The organism is Nostoc sp. ChiQUE02, from assembly GCF_034531305.2.
Lineage (GTDB): Bacteria > Cyanobacteriota > Cyanobacteriia > Cyanobacteriales > Nostocaceae > Nostoc.
Window position 1 is genome coordinate 1 of record NZ_JAVRBN020000012.1, and the last position, 19,718, is coordinate 19,718.

Below are 19,718 nucleotides of genomic sequence, written 5' to 3' on the forward strand. Positions count from 1 at the left end.
AAGCCTTCGGACGGTGCGTTAGCCAGAGGCATAACGCACCCTACGTATATTTCAAAAATCAAATATGAGTCCTATAGCAGTCATAAATCATCCGTGAAACTCTTTTTTATTCCTTTACATCTCTCTGTTAAAAAGTGAAGTACAGCAATTCATTAGGGTGTACGTCTGTGTGCCCCTACCTTGTACTCTTCCAAAATCTACTGAAGTTGGTTTTGTGCGATCGCAATAATCACATCAAAGGGGAAAGTAGCTAACTGCTTTTTTTTCTATGATGTCATCTGTTGTGAATATGTCGATATTTTACCCAAAAATCAAGACAAAGATTTCAAAAAAAATTGCGATCGCGCTTCAGTATTTATTAATTTGGGAATACTGAGATTATAGGCATATATTGCAAATCCAGTAACCTTCAGCATTATGTTGGCATTTTTAAACTATCCTTTCCACTCAAATGGTTTTATCCCCCACGGACATTGTTATCTCTGGCAAACTGGCCTAGTTTGGTTACACATTATTTCTGATGCCACGATCGCCCTTGCCTATTATTCCATTCCCTTCCTACTGATCTACTTTATTTCCAAACGCCAAGATGTTCCTTTCAACGGAGTCTTTCTATTATTTGGTGCTTTTATCATTGCTTGCGGGACTGGCCACTTGATGGATATTTGGACGCTTTGGCATCCAGATTACTGGATTGCAGGTAGTCTAAAAGCTTTAACTGCGATTATCTCAATATATACAGCCTTTGCCTTACTTTATCTCATGCCTCAAGCTCTAACATTACCTAGCCCTGCCCAGTTAGAAGCTATTAATCGAGTGCTCACAAGTGAAATTGTAGAACGCAAGCGTATAGAGTTAGAACTTCGTAAAGCTGAGGAAATTGCTCAAAGCTCCAGCCAAGCAAAAAGTGAATTTCTTGCCAATATGAGTCATGAATTACGCACACCTCTCAATGGCATCTTGGGCTATACACAAATTCTCCAACGCACAGAATCTTTAAGCGAGAAAGGGCGCAAAGGAGTCAGCATCATTTATCAATGTGGTTCTCATCTCTTAAACCTGATTAATGATGTCCTGGATCTCTCCAAAATTGAAGCCCGAAAGCTGGAATTAAATCCTGTTGGTTTCTACTTTCCTGCTTTTATAGACAGTGTGGTTGAAATTTGCCGCATCCAGGCAGAACAAAAGGTGATTGGATTTCATCTTAAATTAGATCCTGATTTGCCAACAGGTGTTTATGCTGATGAAAAACGCTTGCGACAAGTACTGATTAACTTGCTTAGTAATGCTATCAAATTTACTCATCAAGGTAGCGTTACCTTTCAGGCTAAAGTTATTAGTCAAGAATCAAATGCTAATGGAAAAATAACAAACTACAAAATTCGTTTTGAGATAGTAGATACCGGCACAGGTATTACCCCTGAGCAAACCGAGAAAATCTTCCAGCCCTTTGAACAAGTGGGAAGTCAGAAACGACAAACTGAAGGCACTGGCTTGGGATTAGCAATCAGCCAGCAAATTATTTTGCTAATGGGTGGTCAAATTCAGGTGCAGAGTGAGCTTGGCAAAGGTAGCACTTTCTGGTTTGAGGTGCAATTGCCAGAATCTAAAGACTGGGCAAAGGTTTCCAGAATAGTAGAACAGGGAACCATTATTGGTTATCAAGGAAAAAGGCGCACTATTTTAATTGTGGATGACAAATGGGAAAACCGCTCGGTAATTGTAAATTTACTGGAGCCAGTTGGATTTACGGTTATAGAAGCTAGTCAAGGTCAGGAAGGATGGGAACAAGCTGTAGCTAACAAACCAGACTTGATTATCACCGACCTAGTTATGCCTGTAAACGATGGATTTAAGTTCATCAAACGTTTACGTTGGTCTAACCAATTTAAAAAGATTGCTGTTATTGCTTCGTCAGCTAGTGTATTTGCAGCCGATCAGTACAAGAGTGTTGATGCTGGCGCAAATATATTTTTACCAAAGCCTATAGAAGCCGAAGCTCTGCTGGAATTGCTACGGAAACTTTTGCAACTAGAATGGATTTTTGACAGTAAAGCAGACACGATTAAAAAAACTGATCCGGTTGGTGTGGATCATCCAGATAAAATGATTTCTCCTAGCAATGAGATTTTACAACAATTACTCGAACTCGCACAAGATGGCGATATTCAACTACTTTTAGAATCAGGTCAGCAACTTTCTGCATCTGACGATCAGCTTAGTGCGTTTACTGAGAAACTAATCCAGCTTGCTAGTAATTTCCAACTCAAACGTTTGGAAACTTTCATCAAACAACATATTAATTAGAATTAATTTCGCTTTTTAATCCATCATGATCAAGACCCCACATACCGGATTTATTTTGATTGTGGACGATAATCCGACAAATTTATCTGTCCTGTGCGAAGCGCTCAGTAGTGAGGGGTTTCGTTTCCGTGTTGCAGTTGATGGAGAAACTGCGATCGCTCTAGCAGAACGTAATCAACCAGAGTTAATTTTGCTGGATGTACAAATGCCAGGGATTGATGGATTTGAAACCTGTCGCCGCCTCAAAGCCAATCCTGTTACCCAAAACATTCCCATTATTTTCACCACAGCCTTAGCTGATACAGAGAGCAAAACCAAGGGATTTTCTCTTGGTGCAGTAGACTATATCCCCAAACCCTTTGCACATGAGGAAGTTATTGCTAGAGTGCGTGTGCATTTACAACTCAAACAACTGACTGAATCTTTAGAAGAACAAGTGAGCGATCGCACCACTGCTTTGCAAAAAATCCAAGTTCAGTTGGTGCAGCAAGAGAAACTCTCAACACTGGGAGAATTAATTGCTGGAGTCGCCCATGAAATCAACAATCCTCTCAGTTTTATTACCAGCAATATTCCACCTTTAAAGGAATATTTTGTAGCAATAACTAAAATTCTCCAACTGTATCAACAAGATTATCCTAACCCGACAGCCAAAATTAGCACCGCTATTCGGGACTTGGAACTAGAATTTGTTCTTGAAGATATAGCAAAAATCTTGAATTCACTTAAGGTAGGAAGTGAACGGATTCAAGACCTTTCTACCTCACTACGCAACTTTTACCGCTCGGATAGTGATGAAAAAATACTTGCGGATTTGCACCAAGGACTGGATAGTACATTAATGATTTTGCAACACCGCCTTAAAGGTAATGGCGATCGCCCCGCTATTGAAGTTATTAAGAGTTATGGAACATTACCAAAGATAAACTGCTATGTCGGTCAGATGAATCAAGTATTTATGAATCTTCTAGCTAACGCAATTGATGCTCTTGATGAAGCTCTAATACTAGGCAAAATCAGCGATCAAATTCCTCAAATTAAAATTGCAACAGAAGTAGATTCTGAACAATGGATTGTAATTCGGATTGGTGACAATGGTATCGGCATTCCTGAATATGTTAAACAACGCCTATTTGAGCCTTTGTTTACCACAAAACCTGTAGGTAAAGGCACTGGACTCGGCTTATCCATTGCCCATCAAATCGTCTTGGAAAAACACAATGGTACGTTGGATGTGAATTCTCAACTGGGTATGGGAACCGAGTTTACGATTAGAATTCCAAGCATCAGCACTATAGACTAATAAAAAATCCACCCTTTCTATGGCTAATATTAAAGGACGAATAGAATTCGGGGCTATACAGACAAAACCCGCATGACAATGGTTTTAAATTCCTGGAGTCCGCGTATCCTTCGCAGAATCCACAGGCTAGGTGGACTTCATTTGTATGCAAGATGAACGGCGATTTTATAATCGCTATTTGAAATACATTTCAATCCCTAATAGGAATTTTGGTTAATTGCAATACGGTGAAAGCCCTTTATCAATGCGGTCATCGTAGGTTTCAATCCCTAATAGGGATTTTGATGAATTGCAATGTGGTCAGAATGTCGATGATTAGCCCTTCCTGGTTGTTTCAATCCCTAATAGGGATTTTGATGAATTGCAATAAACTTCGCAGCCCTGTCAAGCTGGCATAGCCGAGTTTCAATCCCTAATAGGGATTTTGATGAATTGCAATGTTGTTGTTGGTGGTGATTTGGTTGAGATTTGCTTGTTTCAATCCCTAATAGGGATTTTGATGAATTGCAATTCTTTGAGAAGCATGAGCGTGTCGGTGGTGGTCGCTGGTTTCAATCCCTAATAGGGATTTTGATGAATTGCAATTCAGTTCTGCTAGTGCCTCTGCCTGGTTGGGTACAGTGTTTCAATCCCTAATAGGGATTTTGATGAATTGCAATTCAAGGAAACAGTTATTATCCTTGGGCAGTTGATGGTTTCAATCCCTAATAGGGATTTTGATGAATTGCAATCGCTGCCATCTGAAAGGCTTGCTGTATTTGGTTTTCAAGGTGCAGTTGCGTCAACCACTGAATCATAACACAGGGAATAGTCATGCAAAAAGATGCAAATCGCTGAAACCCAGTTCCCATAAGGTGCACGGATGGGTTGAAAGTGCCATTGCCCTGAAAGTCTTGTATAGAAGAGCGTGCAGCCATTTTTCGCCCCTTCTAATTTTGTACACCTACCCATCCGCGCATTTGGCAAGGAAATTAGTCTAATTACTGATCGCTACCTCTATTAAAATAAGCGATCGCCTAATACTTGCACACCTTAATTTACCAAGTCAGGGAATACCTCTTGCACTGCCGGATGCACTAAGTGATGATTCTGCACATTCACACCTTTAGCTAATGCTGGGTTAACTTCCAGTGCCTTAATTCCGAAATTCGTCAACTGGACAACATAAGGTAATGTACTATTATTAAGTGCCTGAGTTGCTGTCCAAGGTACTGCTCCTGGCATATTGGGAACGCCATAATGCACCACACCCTCTTCAACGTATACCGGATTTGTGTGGGATGTAGGGTATAACGTTTCTATACAACCGCCTTGGTCAACAGCAACATCAACTATTACAGAACCAGGACGCATTTGTTTGACCAATTCGCGGGATACTAGTATTGGTGCTCTACGTCCTAACACTAAAACTGCACCGATGAGCAAATCAGCTTCTTTAACGGCGGCTTCAATATGAGCAGAGTTGCTGTAAACCAATTCGACCCTAGAACCAAATAGAGTTTCTAAATAAGATAAGCGCTCGACACTCACATCTAAAATCTGGACGCTAGCACCCATGCCTACGGCGATTTTAGCTGCTTCTGTGCCAACAACGCCGCCACCTAAAATTACTACTTTGCCTGGTTGGACTCCAGGTACACCACCCAAAAGCACTCCTCTACCACCTTGCTGACGTTCGAGGAATCTGGCCCCAAATTGTACTGCTAGCCGACCGGCAATCACGCTCATGGGCGTGAGCAAGGGTAGTCTGTTAGCACCAGGTTGTTCTACAGTTTCGTAGGCGATCGCACAAGTGCCACAATCAATTAAATGCTCTGTCAATTTGCGATCGGCTGCTAAATGTAAATAAGTAAATAATATCTGCCCTTTCTGCAAAAATTTATACTCAGATGTCAGCGGCTCTTTGACTTTAACAACTAATTCCCGATTCCAAGCTGTTTCTGATGTGGGGACAATCTCGGCTCCAGCACTTCTGTAGTCGTCATCTGAGAATCCAGCACCATTACCTGCTTGCGTCTCGACGAAGATGCTATGACCATTTTCTCGCAGCACCCGCACACTAGAAGGACTTAACCCTACCCGAAACTCTTGATCCTTATTTTCCTTGGGAACGCCGATTTCCATATATCGCCTCTGATAATTTTTTTGTTTAACTGTAGCCTGCCAATCTCAAGCTTGCTACTTCCCTCTTGCTAGTTCGGTATTAGAGATAGCTGTATTAGAGATAGCTAATCTCTGTTCTAAGTTTCTCAATTCAATCTGAGTAGCCCAAACTCTTACCCTTGACTATTGCCCCAGTGTTTATACAATATATAAAGAATAGTAACAATTTATTAAAAGAGCGATTGTATAGCCCCCTACTAGGAAGCTTTTGCTGAATTTCTCAAGTCATCTTGATATTCAAGCACTGCAATCAGCTTTGAACCTACCGTAGTGTAAGGTAAAAGTTAATGGGAAAAGAACGAGTCTATTCCTTTAACCTTTACCGCTTACACCCACTTTCCCTGACAACTGCTGCTAAGTCTGATATCAAATCCCGTTTGCCGAAAAAAGGTTTCTTAAAAAATGACACAAACACAACCAACAATTACACCTAAACTAGAGGAGCCTAAGTTTGGCTTTAACGAATATGCCGAACGCTTGAATGGTCGAGCTGCCATGATTGGCTTTGGTTTGCTGCTGGTGATTGAATATACGACCAATCAAGGGGTGCTATCATGGCTGGGTCTGAAGTAGTGCCACCAACAAGCACAAGGTGGAAGTTGTAAGCTAGTAATTAAAAGAGTTTCAACCAGCTGGAACAACCAGTTGGTTTTGACTTTAACAATTGATAGCCAAGTACTTCGCCCTAGATACTTTAATTAGACTTAATTCATAAACACTTGCCCTAGAATGTAAGCAAGAGAGGAATCGAAATACCTATTAGTGATTGGAATATCATAGACTTGCAACTAAAATGTGCAAGGCAATTAATGAGTAAACTTCCTCCCCTACTAAAGAAAATTATAATTAGTGTCTGCCTTGGATGAGAAAGGCAAATTACGGGTGAGGTATTCTTGGTAAATATACACAAAAGCTGAACTGGAACCAACCAAGCTGTGATGAATGCTGTATTACCTCGTTTTTTGAAGTTAACCTACCGAAAAGAGCCATTAGTCAGTGTATTGATGACGATGGGTGTTATGGATGCCCTAATTGGCGGATTGAATGATAGCTGGTCGTTGTTCGCCTTTGGTTTAGGAACGGCAGGAATAGCGCTAGGCTTTAAGTTGTGGCGTTTCCAGCAGCGTCGTCCTCTACCAGAGGAGCCTGTAGTGCAACATTATTTGCCCTCTCGTTCTTCTAGTCCGCCTTTACCAATGTTAAGCGTTTCTAAGAAAAAACCACCTCTTTAAGATGTGCAGAGTTATTAAGTAATAACTCTGCAAAATGTATTGAGGTAACTGTATCTATAAAAGTGAGGGAAAAGAGTGAGTAGTGAGGGAAGAGGTGGGGATAATTTTCTGCGGCCGTATATTATCCTGGCATTTATGGCAGCCGTTGCCCTTCCAGTGACTATCTGGGAAGGGTTTTACATTCATCAAGCTCATGCTGCCATTGAAGTAACACCAAACTCCCAAACTACCAGCAGCTTTGCTAATGCCCAACTACTTTACACACTCAGAGGACATAACGGAACCGTTAAATCCCTTGCTTTCAGTCCAGATAGCAGAATTCTGGTGAGTGGAGGTGCAGAAAACGAGGGTGTAATTCGTCTGTGGAATCCAGTGAACGGCAAAAAGTTGGGGAATATTAACAAAGCACACAAAACAGCCGTCGAATCTTTAGTGATTTCGCCAGATGGGCAAACCCTCGCTAGCTGTAGTAATGACAACACGATTAACCTCTGGAGCCTGAAAAATTTTAGATTTAGCCGCTCTTTTGTCGGACATACCAGTAACGTATTATCTTTAGCGGTGTCTCCTGATAGTAAAATTCTGATCAGTGGAGCTTTGGATGGGATTCGTCTATGGGATTTGCTCCAGCAGCGCCCTCTAGGGACTCTAGTACGTTTTGATAATTTGATTTATACCCTAGCCATTAGTCCAGATGGACAGACCTTGGCTAGTGGTGATAATAAGGGTGTAATCAAGCTGTGGAATTTGAGTACTGGTAAATTAATCAGTGAATCGGTAGCTCATTCTAATGCTGTTAGCGCTGTCATTTTTACACCAGATGGACAAACATTAGTTACTGCTAGCCGCGATCGCACAGTAAAACTGTGGAATATTAATACTGGAGAATTAGTCCGCACCCTTACAGGACATAATAACTGGGTGAATGCGATCGCGATTAACCCCGATGGACAAACCCTTGCTAGTGCCGGCAGAGATGGGATTAAATTGTGGGATTTAACTACAGGCGAGTTAATAAAAACGCTGAGTGGACATACAGACTGGGTGAGTGCGATCGCTTTTAGTCCAAATGGTAAAATTCTTGCCAGTGGTGGATTTGATCGACAAATCAAGATTTGGGGGATTGCACCAAAACGTAATTAAGGGCGAACACCAGATACCCGATTTTTTAAAGTAGTCAAGGAACTGAATGACGTGAGATGAAAAGTGCGATCGCGTCTACGAGAGACTGCGCCAACGAGACACTTTGCGGACGCTATCGAGGTCACCTTTACCCCTACAAGGAAGCAAGCTACGCATACAACCTTAGGAGAACGGGAAGGGCTAGAGCCGCTTACTACGAACCAATTTAATTAACTTTACATTACGTAACATAGTTTAATTTATTCTTGCCCATTTACTTATCAGCATTTATCGTATCTGCTAAACTTTGGTCTTGCCTTTTTAGAGTTTTTATAGTAAAAAATCAACCAAAGCTCAGATCAAATTTTGCCATAACTAACCAAAAACAATCATGGTAATAACCAAGAGCGATGTCTACGACGGGCTACGCCTACCCCAAATGTTGCATAACTGTGAATACTTGATGAATATACAGCCGAGCTAATATTTTATCCAGCAAATTACTGTAAGTATAAATATAGGTAATTCAAAATTATCTATGCAGTTACTTGCCTTCTAAAATCGGAACAATTTCTGAACTTAGACAATCTTAGAAATGGTCATCCTCAGTAAATGCACTCAGGTACAAATCACTATCTCGGCTGAAGCAAAGGCTTGCAGCGTTTAAGCGCTAGTTAAAAGGTAAGATAACTTGCTACTTAAATGATGTTTAATTTTCCCGAACTGCTTTTGATCCCCATTTCGATAGAATGACTAGGCAGAACCCTAAAACTCAAAACCGCTTTTGACTGCGACGCCCATGAATCAATTGAACAATGGTTTTACGCTATTTCTAAGTCTGCTAGTCGAGGCGATGCCTTTTTTGCTTCTTGGGGTTTTATTCTCCAGTTTGCTGCTGTTTTTTGTTGATGAGCGCAAATTAGTAGGAAAAATGCCCAAAAATCCGCTGCTGGGTGCTTTAGTTGGCAGTATGATCGGCTTTTTATTTCCGGTGTGTGAGTGCGGGAATGTACCGGTAGCGCGGCGGTTCCTAATTCAGGGAGTACCCACACCAGTCGCAATTGGTTTTTTGTTAGCAGCACCAACAATTAACCCAGTTGTAATTTGGGCCACATGGACAGCATTTCGAGATCAACCAGAAATAGTGGTTTTACGAGTCGTATTTTCCCTAGCAATTGCCACAATTATCGGGTTTGTTTTCAGTTTTCAAAAGGACTTAAATCCCATAGTCCAACCTGCGATCGCTCGTTATATGAAGTTTAATCCGCCCGCGCAGCCTGAAACTAAACGCCGTGGTAAGCGTTACCAAGTACAACAAGAAACGGTACCGAATCTGTTGCAATCGGGGACTTATATCTTAGGAGGAAAAGCAGGTATACCTTTGCGGATAGATGCTAATTTAGTACCGCCTACCAGCATCTCTACTGCCAGTAAACCGCTTGCAGATAAACTGCGCCTAGTGGTGGATAATAGCATCCAAGAATTGCGAGAATTGGGCGGAGTGATGATTTTAGGAAGTGCGATCGCAGCTGCTATTCAAGTCCTAGCTCCCCGAGAATTAATTCTCAGTTTGGGTGCTGGGCCGATTAGCTCAATTGTGGTCATGCTGATATTAGCAGTAGTCGTCTCAATTTGTTCTACAGTTGATTCTTTCTTTGCCCTATCTTTTGCCTCAACCTTTAGCAGCGGTTCATTGTTGGCATTTTTAGTGTTTGGGCCAATGATTGACATCAAAAGTGTTGGTTTGATGTTATCTATTTTTAAACCCAAAACTATCTTTTACTTATTTGCTTTAGCAGCACAACTGACATTTGTGTTCACTCTTTTCCTGAACTTACACATCTTTTAAAAAAAATATTTGTCATTTTTCATTTGTTCTTTGTTAATGACTAATACAACTCTTGGAGAGGCTGCGCCCTAAGCGTAGCTATGCCGCAGGCTTTACGGTTTCTCTACGAGACGCTACGCGTAGCTTGCTTCCTGCTCAGTACAAGTGACCAATGACCAATGACCAATGACCAATGACCAATGACCAATGACTAATGCTCAATGGCTAACAAAAATCCCAAATCTAAAATCCCAAATCTGTTACTCCCTTGGCTGGATGCTTTAGCAATTACAGCTTGGGGCATTTTGATGTTGAGATATTGGCTAACTAACAAGCTGAACCTGTTGATTCATCCAAATTATTTTTGGTTGGTGATTGTAACTGGTATCAGCTTCATCATTATTGGTTTTTTCAAGATGCAGGAACTTTGGCAGCGGCGTCGCCGTGATGTGATGCCAAATACTCAGCATATTAGTTTATTTCCCCCAGGTTGGGGCAGTGCTTTGTTGTTGACTACAGCGATTCTAGGTTTTATCATTACACCGCAAGTTTTTGCTAGTGACAAAGCACTCCAAAGGGGTGTGACGACTGATTTATTGGGAAGCACACGTGTCAAACCCCAAGCCTTTCGGGCTACTGTTCGTCCAGAAGAGCGATCGCTTGTAGACTGGGTACGTACTGTCAATGTTTATCCAGAGCCAGACACATATACAGGACAAAAAGTCAAAGTACAGGGATTTGTCATTCACCCGCCGGATTTAGGAAAAGAATATTTGTTCTTAGCCCGATTTGTCTTAACTTGCTGTGCAGCAGATGCTTACCCTGTGGGATTGCCCGTCAAACTACAAAATAATCAGGAAGCTTATTCCCCTGACACATGGCTAGAAGTAGAAGGACAAATGGTAACAGAAAATTTGGCAGGTAAACGCCAACTTACCATTGCCGCTACCTCTCTTAAAAAGATTCCTCAACCGCAGAATCCTTATAGTTATTAGTCATTAGTCATTAGTCCAATACCTTATGCCCAATAACCAATGACGAAATCTAAAGCATTTATCCAACCACTGGATCGCATAGCGATCGCACTAATGCTACTGCTGAGTGTGCTGATTGGGTTAATCATCTTGCAAGGTGATGTGGTAACTGCTCGTGTCCGGGAATTTACCTGGCAAAATCAACAAATTGGGGCAGAAGATAACTCCTTCACCCTCACCTTCAGCCGCCCAATGGAAGTAAAAAGCGTCGAAGATAACTTGAAGATCGAGCCACCCCTAGCAGGTAAATTCAGTTGGGCAGGGCGGCGGATGGTTTATACACTGGTGACACCAGCACCCTATGGCACGAATTATAAAGTGCAATTGCAGGGAGCTAAAGATAAGTTTGCGGAGCAAGAAGGCAAAAATCGGGTGATACAGCCCTTTGTTGGTAGCTTCCGTACACGCGATCGCGTCATCCTTTACATCGGAACTGAGCAAGAAGAACAGGGACGATTAGTTCTTTACAACTTGACCCAAGAGCAAAAAAAGGTACTTACCCCCAAAGACCTGATAGTAATCGACTTTGAGTCATTTCCTGATGGGGAGAAAATTTTATTTTCGGCTCGCACAACTAAGAACCAAGACATACTCTCAGCTCAACTGTACACAGTGACAACAGGCGTTTCTGGTAAATCTGGACAAGAAGCAGAACCAGGAAACAGAGTTGACCTGGTTTTAGATAGTAAAGATTATCAAAACCTGAAATTTGACTTATCACCTGATGGGCAAACTATTGTTATTCAGCGAGGAAACAAAACTAATCCCGGCGACTTTGGGCTATGGTTTATGCCAGCAACCAGTGATGGTTCAGCAGAAAAACCCACCCCTAAACGTCTGCAAAGCCAACCGGGGGGAGATTTTATGGTAACGCCAGATAGTAAAGCCGTAGCAGTTGCCCAAGGACAGGGAGCAGCAATTTTACCACTGCAAGGTGATGCCAATAAACCCCTAGATTTTCTACCGCAGTTTGGTTTGGTACAGGCTTTCTCCAAAGACGGCTCTCAAGCAGCGATGGTAAAATTTAATACAGATTACACGCGAGATTTGTTTTTAGTGACAAACCAAGGTGTGCAGAAACAACTATTAAAAACAACAGGCTCAATTCTCAGCTGCCAATTTGACATCGCCTCACCCACCCTCTACTGCTTGCTAACACAGCTAGTATCCAAGGAACAATACATAGAACAGCCTTATGTGGTGGCAATTGATCTGAAAACCGGGCAACAGAAACCACTGCTAGTACTGCCTCCCGCTCAACGGAATGTGCAAATGAGTTTATCTGCTGACGGTTTGGGCTTGTTATTTGACCAAGTAGTACCGCAGACAAACCCCCCAGCATCATTACCCACAAACACCTTGAAAACTGATGATGGAGATGCGATCGCTACCAGTAGCCTGTGGTTAATGCCTTTGTTGCCCATCGCTGATGCTGCGACAGTTGAAATTAGACCAGAACAACTCCCCTTAGTCGGTTTTCATCCCCGGTGGCTACCATAAAATAATATTCCGAAAATTTCCGTCTAAATGCATTAAGGAAGATGCTATCCCGAATTTTTCGGGGTATTTACCGTAAATGCGTTAAATTTGCAGAATTTTTCGTATAAGGGCTTCCAAGTGATACTCACACACCGCAATTCAAGGTAGCCGTAAATGCGTTAAATTTGCAGAATTTTTCGTATAATACTTAAGCATCAAATATAAAGTATTATACGAAAAATTTCTGTTTATTTATGAAGGCAAACGCCCTCAATAGAGATTTATCTTCACTTTATAAGGTGAATATCCAAAATAATTTCCTCTAATAACTACTTAGACCGCTTTATTCTTCAATTGAGGTGCTGAACTCACCCAGAGGATATCAGCCCCAATTTTGTTTGGAAATATCGTCGCAAGTACTAGAGTTATAGCGTTTACCCATATTGAAGACACACTGAAAATCATGGAAATTACTACAGGTAGTGGCAACGATACTGTTATCAGACCAGTTTTTGCCAATGGCACAGTATTTCGTAGCAATGACATCATTAAAACTGGTGCAGGCAACGACACCATTAACGCCGGACTGGGTAAGGATGACTATGTAGATGGTGGCGATGGCACTGACCGCCTGATCGTGGACTTCTCCGTTGGTGATACGGGCACTGGTATGTACTTGAATAGCTTTAACCCTACTTTAGGCACTGCCTCTCGATCTAACAGCGGTATAAACCCTTCACGATTGGATTACATCGCTTTCAAAAATATTGAGAACTTCACCGTCATAGGCACTAGCAAAGATGACACCATCAGAACTTTCTTTGGAAACAGCCTGATTAAAGCGGGTGCTGGCAATGACAGTGTTACTGCTGTTGCTGGCACTCTAGATGGTGGTTCAGGCTTGGACTACCTAACTCTTGACCTCTCCACACAAACGGCTAACCTCAACCTTTCTAACCTCTTAAATATCAATGTTTCTGGTGTTGTCACTGCCATTAATTTTGAGGGATTTTCTATCACTACAGGCAGTGGCAACGACATTGTTACCCATACTGGAATTGTTAACGGTGCTGTTCTTCGGACTAATGACCTAATCAAAACTGGTGCAGGCAACGACATTATTAACGCAGGACTGGGTGGTGGAAGTATCAATGATGGTGACACTGTTTATGGTGATAATGGTATTGACCGCCTCATCGTGGACTATTCCGTTGGTGATACGGGCACTGGTATGCGTTTCAATGGTAGTAGCACTTATGGTACGGCCATCCGACAAGTCAGTAGTACAGATAACACTCGCTTAGATTTCATTGGTTTCCATAACATTGAGGAGTTCACCGTCATAGGCACTAGCAAAGATGACACCATCAAAACTGTTGCTGGAAACGACATCATCAATGCTGGTGCTGGAAACGACACTATCAATACTGCCGCTGGAAATGACACTATCAATGGTGGCATTGGAAACGACACCATTCATGGGGGGGCGGGTAATGATGTGATGACTGGCGGCACTGGTAACGACACCTACATCGTTGACAGCAGCGGAGATATCGTTACTGAAACCTCCACACTCAGCACTGAAATTGACACGGTAAAAGCCTCCATTACTTACACATTGGGAGCCAACCTAGAAAACTTAATTCTGACAGGTTCAGGAGTAATTAATGGGACTGGCAATAGCTTGAACAATAAGCTGACTGGTAATAACCGTAACAATATCTTAAATGGGGGTATAGGCAATGACACCCTGGATGGCGGCTCAGGCAATGATACCCTGGATGGCGGCGCAGGCAATGACACCCTTATCGCCAGTACAGGCAAGGGTGTAATGAAGGGTGGCACTGGTAATGACACCTACATTGTAGGTGTTTCGGATGATGACATGATTATCGAGAATGCAGCCGAAGGAATCGATACCGTTCAAGCTCCCTATACTTCCCCACAGGGATACACCCTGGGTGCTAACCTAGAAAACCTGATTTTGACAGGAGGAGCAACTAAGGGTACAGGCAACGCCCTCGACAACATTCTGACTGGCAATGCAAAAAATAATACTCTTAACGGAGGAAGTGGTAAGGATACCTTGATTGGGGGATTGGGTGATGACACCCTCATTGGTGGGTCAGGTGATGATATTTTAACTGGTGGCAGTAATAACGATTTCTTCCTCTATAACACCAATGCTGCCTTTACCAATGCAACGGTTGGAATTGACCTCATTACAGACTTTTTAAAAGGAAGCGATAAAATCATTCTAGATAAAACCACATTCACAGTTCTACAAAGCTCGGCTGGTAATGGGTTTAGCCTTGCTAATGAATTCGCCATAGTTATCAGCAATGCTGCTGCTGAAATCAGTGGTGCTAAAATTGTTTACAACCAAAGCAGTGGGGCCCTCTTCTACAATCAAAATGGACTTTCGGCTGGCTTTGGAACTGGAGCACAGTTCGCCAATCTAATCGGCAACCCATCACTAACTGCATCAGATTTTGTGATCCAAACTTGATAAAGATATTTCTTTCAAGTATTAGGGTGATGTTCCAAGTAACCACATAAATGAGCGATGTCTAGCGACAAGCCGCTTGCGTCTACGCTTGCACAGTCCAACTAACTGTTAATATCTTAGGTAATTGTAGATTCCCAACTTCTTAGAGAAGTTGGGAGTTGTGTTGATAAGAAGCTAACAAATTTTTATTTTGGAAGATATTTAAACTATCACTTGATAATTTATCCAAGCTTCCCAAAAAATATAAATTGATAGTATCCCTAGGAAAATACGAAGCACTAAACTCACAGTATAATCTGGTAGTTTTGGCAATGTGCGAGTACTCATTTGAACGCCTAAAAGACCGCCACATCCCAAAACTATACCTTGAACAAATAGAATATTTCCTTCTAACGTGTGTCCTGTGCAGGCAGCTAAACCAGTGATGACAATCACACCTAAACTAGTCTGAATTGCTACTTTAATTTCTTCTCCTAGTAGCAACATTTGCAGTGGCACCATAATCGTACCGCCACCTAAGCCAAATAAACCTGCTAAAATTCCTGCTGCTCCTCCAGTGCCAATTTTAGAAACCATTGGGTTAAATACTGGGGCTGTATCTTCTTTTTCCTTGAAGGATAGTTGCTTGCGAAGCTCAATCAAATAGATATTAGCAAGTAGTATGATGCCAAATGTAAAGAGTATTATATAAGATGGAATTTTATTGGCGAAATATACGCCTATTCCAGTAGTTAGAAAAGCTGGAATTCCTAAATAAACTACTCGTTTAAAGTCAAAGTAGCCCATTCGCCAATTCTGCAAACTTCCAGAAATTGAAGTAATTACAATAGCAAGGCTACTAGTAGCGATCGCCTGAACGGGAGTATAACCTAGTGTGACTAAGAGAGGAATTGTGATAATACCGCCGCCTATTCCTAAAAGTCCAGCTATGACTCCAGATACTAGTCCTCCAGTTATTAAAATCAACCAACTATAATCAATCATAAATAATTCTTTTTCTACAGAACTGATTTGGTGTAATTAACCCTGTACTGTCACCGGATGGCTAACAACACCACCGTAGAGCAATCCAGAATCATTCCACGGAACTGTACTCGGTTGTGTATTACCTAAATTGTCAGTAGCAATAGCTTGGAGAAAATATTCCCCAGGAATTGGGTTCCATTCGATGTCCCAGCGTACCCATGCAAATGGAAAGTTTGGTTCTCTCAGTCGTGCAAATTGCCAAGTTTTACCGCCATCTAGACTGACTTCTACACGGATAATTTTTCCTTTGCCAGACCAAGAACGTCCACGTAGTAAATGGGTTCGAGCCGAAAGTTTAGCGGGCCAAGCCAACTCAAAAGCGCTCTTAACATTTTGATAGGTAATCAGCTTACCTTTATACGGTGCGATCGCTGGGTAATCTGCACCAACTAACACCATCTGTTCCATCACCCACTGGGTATATATTGGTGTTTCAGAAACTTCAATCCGCTCAATCCATTTAACGTTAGCGTTTCCTCCCCAACCAGGGAATAAGGCACGGCATGGCTGACCGTGATCTGGAGGTAATGGTTCTCCATTCATTGCATAGACGAGGAGCGAGTTATCTGCTAATGCCTTACTAATCGGAACTACATTGTTGAACTTGGATTTATTTGTCCCCTTTGAGTCCAGCGAATCCACATCTGCGCCCTCAACAAGTACGTCTTTTGCTGTGGATTTCAATCCAGCTCGTTCTAATAACATACCAAGTGGTACACCAGTCCACTCAGCCACACCAATAGCTCCAAGCCTCCATCGTGTTCCAGAGAGTGGTGTGTTGTAAGCCTCTTCAAAGAAGCGCCGACCATTTGCAGCACACTCAATGGCACAAGTGACCGAGATCGACGGCATCGCGACAATTTCATCGTAAGTAAACTCACAGGGGACAGAAACGCCAGTTCCATGAATTTGCAAACGCCATGTAGATGGGTCAAAGGGAGGAGGTGTACTGCGATTGTGAACATAGAACCAATCATTTGGTACTACATAACCACGCCCATACATCGCTTCCCAGTTCATCTCTAATGTGCCTTTGCTATGAGAGATATAGCCTGGTGGCAATGGCTTAAGTATTTTGCTGCCCTTGGTTTTAACAGCTGCCTGACTGTGAGCAGGCGCAGGTTTAGCTAACCCTCCAATGCCTGTTGCACCAACCATAGTGGCTAGTATTTTTAGAAAGCGCTGGCGTGAAATACCTGCATCTGTACTTTTTTGCCAGATATACCGATCAACCCGTGCCTGTAGATAATCCTCTTGGTCAAAGAGGTTTTCATCACTCAAGCTATTACCCCCTTGTAATTATTTGTAATTAAATATTGGCAGGCAGCAAAGGAGTTGAAATTCTACCTCTGCTACCTGGTTCCACAAATATCGATTTTGGCGAGAAAAAGGGGTGAGACTAGCTGTCTATCGCTGTCCAAACACCAGTTATTTCATCTTGTGTATAGTTGGGCAAATAGTGAGCAAATCCGTTTCTAGCAATTTGAGCGATCGCATTTATAAAGCGATCGCAATCTTCCAATGTATTATATACAGCAAAGCTTGCTCGGATAATACTAGGAATGTTGCGCGTAATTCCTCTGTCTACTTCCTTGGCAATCTCACAGTCTTGCTCGTCTGAAACATTCTTGAGTTTGCGAATGTATTCGTATGTGCAGAAAGCCCCAGCCCGAACCCCAATACCGTATTCTTGTGCCAGAATCTCTGCTACTAAGCGTCCGTCAAATCCATCAATATCAAAGGGAATAACATGGGCTAAATTATCTCCTGGGATATGTACTTTGACGCCAGGAATCAGCCCAAGCCTGGTAAATGTGAAGTCAACTAGAGAGTGTTCGTATTGAGCAATGCGATCGCGCCCTAATGCTTCGATAATTTGAATTGCTTTAGCAATGGCGATCGCACCCATTGCGTTTGGTGTTCCAGGGTCATGGGCCCGTTCTGTATAAAAACGCTTAATCTCTAGGTTTCTAGTGATATAAGGCAGGTTTCCACCGCCAATTTGATAAGGGTAAGAACTATCAAAAAATTCCTTTGGCCCCAGCAAAACCCCGGTTCCGTAGGGTGCATACATCTTGTGTCCAGAAAAAGCCACAAAATCTAAATGGCATGGGTCATCATCTGCACGCATATCGACTCGTTCATGCTGGATTAACTGACACACATCGGCAAATATTTTAGCACCATACCGATGTGCTAAAGCTGCAATTTCGTAAATCGGAGGTCTGTAACCTGTAATTGTCGAAGCACCTGTAATAGTTACTAACTTAATTTGCTCGGCTTCGGGGAGATTTTCGTGTGCTTTGAAGATATCTTCAATATCTGCAACACTTACACTTCCATCCGGCTGGGTTCTGTATTGCACAACTTCGTCTCTAGTAACCCAAGGCAGCAGGTTCGATGAATGCTCAATATCAGAAACTAAGATTTTCCCAGGTTTTTTTGCCCAAAGTGTAGCAGCTCCATTAATTGCTTCTGTTGTATTCTTTGCAAAGATTACATAGTTGTCTAAAGATGACCCCACAAAGTCCCGAATGATGTTGCGGCTGGCGTCATATTCTCGTGTAGTGATGATGGACTTTTGCCCAGAACCTCGATGCACACTGCCATAGGTGTCAAGCATTTCGTCCACATACTGCTTGAGAGTTGCAAAGGGAGTGGTTGTAGCTCCATTATCCAAGTTGACGTACTTGACATAGTTTCCGTTAAGAGTTTTCACCCTGAAAGATAGAGACTCATCTGTGAATAACGGTCTGATTTCTTTGTCCCAAAAGCTGTCACAATTTTCTGCAAACAGCGGGAATTGGGTAGCTTCTTGCTTTATATTTGCGCCCATTGCAAGTACGTCAGTCATCTTTAGCACCTCTATTTTAAAATTTGATTTTTTGGACAAGTCTGACTGCCACAACGCTTTATTTAGCGCAATAATCATCTCAATTGGCAGTAATCATGGTCTTTATAATTACTTTATTGCTAGTAGAATACTCTGTTATTCTAATTATTCTTTAATAAATTAATTAAAAAAAATATCCGAATTTATACTGAATTAGGTTAATTTTAATATAGATTAATATACCTTGTAAACAATATTCATAAGTATTCAAGTATACTTTAAACATTTTCTTTGTAGTCATTAAACAAACTTCACACATTGAAGGCAAGTTGATAGAAAAACCCTCTTACTAAATAAGCCTGGAATTGCTTACTAGGACTGTATTTACCGATAAAAAAGCACGAACTAAGTGTCAGATTACTCTTTAAAAAAGTTTCATGAATTCACTTAGGCAAATTGTTACTTCTTTAAAATTATTTTATAAGTATTTATTCTTGATTGTCAGGTTTTCTTGACATTGCAGTGATCGCAGAAGCTCTTAGTTGTTTGCTGACATTAAATAGCGATCGCCCAAAATTACAGAATAATCGTCGAATAGTAGATACATCTACGGACATCTATCCTAAGTAATAAATGAGCTAGTAGAAAATGTATTGAAGGAGACATTTATAATTCACCTCTTAAGATAGATGCGATTTTAACTAAAAAAATATAGGTTAAGGCAGTTTTTTCATGTAGAAAAACTTCATCAGCCAATACAGTTTAGTTTTTAAGTATCGGGTTTCTCCTCTTTCTTGCCTATCCCCAAAGGCGGTCCAAGTTCCCGTTTCGCCTCTTCTTGACGGGGAAGAGCATCATAGTGTTATAACGGCATCAGTCTAG

General features: G+C 41.7%; 13 protein-coding genes and 1 CRISPR repeat array. Of the genes, 9 read left to right on the top strand and 4 right to left on the bottom strand.

Translation table 11 applies throughout. The features are described 5' to 3' along the window. Nucleotides 1–417: 417 nt before the first annotated feature. On the top strand, nt 418–2,307 hold the full coding sequence (locus tag RM347_RS14695) for an ATP-binding protein (protein WP_322716746.1): 1,890 nt from the start codon (nt 418–420) through the stop codon (nt 2,305–2,307). A gap of 25 nt (nt 2,308–2,332) precedes the next feature. After that, nucleotides 2,333–3,610 (top strand): sensor histidine kinase, encoded by a 1,278-nt coding sequence (locus RM347_RS14700; RefSeq protein WP_322716745.1) that lies wholly within the window; start codon nt 2,333–2,335, stop codon nt 3,608–3,610. Nucleotides 3,611–3,797: 187 nt separating this feature from the next. After that, a CRISPR array of direct repeats spans nt 3,798–4,341; the repeat unit is 37 nt; unit sequence GTTTCAATCCCTAATAGGGATTTTGATGAATTGCAAT. 301 nt (nt 4,342–4,642) lie between these two features. On the opposite strand, the gene ald is transcribed toward RM347_RS14700, so the two are convergent. Next, nucleotides 4,643–5,734 carry an alanine dehydrogenase gene (gene ald / locus RM347_RS14705; protein WP_322716744.1) on the bottom strand — a complete coding sequence of 364 codons (1,092 nt, stop codon included), beginning with the start codon at nt 5,732–5,734 and terminating at the stop codon, nt 4,643–4,645. Between the two features lie 441 nt (nt 5,735–6,175). Here ald and RM347_RS14710 point away from each other — a divergent pair, with 441 nt between their 5' ends. From RM347_RS14710 to RM347_RS14740, 7 genes are all read left to right on the top strand, one after another. After that, nucleotides 6,176–6,346 carry a hypothetical protein gene (locus tag RM347_RS14710; RefSeq protein WP_322716743.1) on the top strand — a complete coding sequence of 57 codons (171 nt, stop codon included), beginning with the start codon at nt 6,176–6,178 and terminating at the stop codon, nt 6,344–6,346. A 365-nt stretch (nt 6,347–6,711) separates the two neighbouring features. Further along, the gene (locus tag RM347_RS14715) at nt 6,712–7,005 is read left to right on the top strand and encodes a hypothetical protein (RefSeq protein WP_322716742.1); all 294 of its coding nucleotides are present in this window, start codon (nt 6,712–6,714) and stop codon (nt 7,003–7,005) included. Nucleotides 7,006–7,140: 135 nt separating this feature from the next. Next, nucleotides 7,141–8,148, top strand: a complete 1,008-nt coding sequence (locus RM347_RS14720; RefSeq protein WP_334770578.1) for a WD40 repeat domain-containing protein — start codon at nt 7,141–7,143, stop codon at nt 8,146–8,148. A 778-nt stretch (nt 8,149–8,926) separates the two neighbouring features. Continuing rightward, nucleotides 8,927–9,976 carry a permease gene (locus RM347_RS14725; protein ID WP_322716740.1) on the top strand — a complete coding sequence of 350 codons (1,050 nt, stop codon included), beginning with the start codon at nt 8,927–8,929 and terminating at the stop codon, nt 9,974–9,976. 200 nt (nt 9,977–10,176) lie between these two features. Continuing rightward, a complete protein-coding gene (locus RM347_RS14730) occupies nt 10,177–10,950 on the top strand; it encodes a TIGR03943 family putative permease subunit (RefSeq protein ID WP_322716739.1) in 774 nt (257 codons plus the stop codon). Nucleotides 10,951–10,989: 39 nt separating this feature from the next. Further along, nucleotides 10,990–12,489: an Ig-like domain-containing protein gene (locus RM347_RS14735; protein ID WP_322716738.1), complete on the top strand. Its 1,500-nt coding sequence runs from the start codon at nt 10,990–10,992 to the stop codon at nt 12,487–12,489. A 442-nt stretch (nt 12,490–12,931) separates the two neighbouring features. Next, on the top strand, nt 12,932–14,977 hold the full coding sequence (locus RM347_RS14740) for a beta strand repeat-containing protein (protein WP_322716737.1): 2,046 nt from the start codon (nt 12,932–12,934) through the stop codon (nt 14,975–14,977). 201 nt (nt 14,978–15,178) lie between these two features. Here RM347_RS14740 and RM347_RS14745 read toward each other — a convergent pair whose 3' ends face one another. From RM347_RS14745 to RM347_RS14755, 3 genes are all read right to left on the bottom strand, one after another. After that, entirely contained in the window at nt 15,179–15,961 is a 783-nt protein-coding gene (locus tag RM347_RS14745; protein ID WP_322716736.1) for a sulfite exporter TauE/SafE family protein, read from the bottom strand. 36 nt (nt 15,962–15,997) lie between these two features. After that, nucleotides 15,998–17,284, bottom strand: a complete 1,287-nt coding sequence (locus RM347_RS14750) for a sulfite oxidase (RefSeq protein ID WP_322716735.1) — start codon at nt 17,282–17,284, stop codon at nt 15,998–16,000. 118 nt (nt 17,285–17,402) lie between these two features. After that, nucleotides 17,403–18,857, bottom strand: coding sequence for an aminotransferase class V-fold PLP-dependent enzyme (locus RM347_RS14755; RefSeq protein WP_322716734.1), 1,455 nt, complete (start codon nt 18,855–18,857; stop codon nt 17,403–17,405). Nucleotides 18,858–19,718 lie beyond the last annotated feature (861 nt).